Genomic DNA, 1706 nt, shown 5'->3' with positions numbered 1-1706 from the left:
GTGGCGCGTGTACGGCACTGTTGGGTTCTCTAGGGGCACACCCCGCTGGGTGGAAACGGGTGTTTCTGCTGGTGTGGTGTGGTCTGGTGGCTGGTTGAGAACTGTATAGTGGTGGCGAGTATCTTTTTTTGCTTGCTTGTTTTGGTGTGTTTGCTGGGCGTTGTGTTGGGTGTGTGTCGTGGTTGTAGGCGTACGGTGGATGCCTGGGCACCAGATGCTGATGAAGGACGTGGGAGGCCGCGATAGGCCTGGGGGAGTTGTCAACCGAGCTGTGATCCCAGGGTGTCCGAATGGGGTAACCTGGCCGGGGTGATGCCCGGTCACCGGTGTCTGAAGAGATTAGGGCGCCGGGGGGCACGCGGGGAACTGAAACATCTCAGTACCCGCAGGAAGAGAAAACAAGATGTGATTCCCTGAGTAGTGGTGAGCGAACGGGGAGGATGGCTAAACCGTCTGCGTGTCAAGCCGGTGGGTGTTGCGTGGGCGGGGTTGTGGGAGCGCCTGGTCATCACCACCGTGGTGGCGCTGGTTGTGTGGTGTTAGCTGAAGGTGTTGGAAGGCACTGGCGGAGTGGGTGAGACCCCCGTAGGTGAAGGCACTGCACAGGCTGGTGGGGCGTGGTCCCGAGTAGCGCGGGACTCGTGTAATCTCGTGTGAATCGGCCAGGACCGCCTGGTAAGCCTGAATACGTCTGGTGACCGATAGTGGATGTGTACCGTGAGGGACTGGTGAAAAGTACCCCGGGAGGGGAGTGAAAGAGTTCCTGAAACCGTGCGCTGTTAAACCGTCAGAGCATGCCCTGGTGGTGTGTGATGGCGTGCCTTTTGAAGAATGAGCCTGCGAGTTAGTGGTGCGTGGCGAGGTTAACCCGTGTGGGGGAGCCGGAGCGAAAGCGAGTCTGAATAGGGCGAGTGTAGTCGCGTGCTCTAGACCCGAAACCGAGTGAGCTACCCGTGGCCAGGGTGAAGCGCGGGTAAGACCGTGTGGAGGCCCGAACCCACCAGGGTTGAAAACCTGGGGGATGAGCTGTGGGTAGGGGTGAAAGGCCAATCAAACTCGGAGATAGCTGGTTCTCCCCGAAATGCATTTAGGTGCAGCGTCGCGTGGTGCTTGGTGCAGGTAGAGCGACTGGATGGCTGATGGCCCCGGTGGGGGTACTGACGTCAACTAAACTCCGAATGGCATCAACGTTAGCAGCGTGGCAGTGAGTCCGTGGGGGAAAAGCTCCACGGTCGAGAGGGAAACAGCCCAGATCACCGGCTAAGGCCCCGAAGTGTGTGCTGAGTGGAAAAGGATGTGGGATTGCCGAGACAACCAGGAGGTTGGCTTAGAAGCAGCCATCCTTGAAAGAGTGCGTAACAGCTCACTGGTCAAGTGATCCTGCGCCGATAATGTAGCGGGGCTTGTAAGTACACCGCCGAAGCCGTGACACAGCAGCGTTGCTGTTGTGGGTAGGGGAGCGTCCCGCACGCCAGTGAAGCCGCGGTGGAAACCTGTGGTGGAGGGTGTGGGAGTGAGAATGCAGGCATGAGTAGTGCATGGGCAGTGAGAATCTGTCCCGCCGGAAGACCAAGGGTTCCAGGGCCAGGTTGTTCCGCCCTGGGTGAGTCGGATCCTAAGGCGAGGCCGTCAGGCGTAGTCGACAGGACAACGGGTTGATATTCCCGTACCCGCGTGGCACCGCCCCATACCAGCCCCCATGCTTT

1 rRNA gene is annotated in these 1706 nt (G+C 59.4%); it reads left to right on the top strand.

What is annotated here, in order from left to right:
- Positions 1–172 precede the first annotated feature (172 nt).
- Positions 173–1706: ribosomal RNA gene (locus tag BLR41_RS23240) — 23S ribosomal RNA — on the top strand; the annotation flags it as partial.

The organism is Actinopolyspora mzabensis (assembly GCF_900101095.1).
Classification (GTDB): Bacteria; Actinomycetota; Actinomycetes; order Mycobacteriales; family Pseudonocardiaceae; genus Actinopolyspora; species Actinopolyspora mzabensis.
This window is presented reverse-complemented; position numbering and strand designations above follow the sequence as displayed.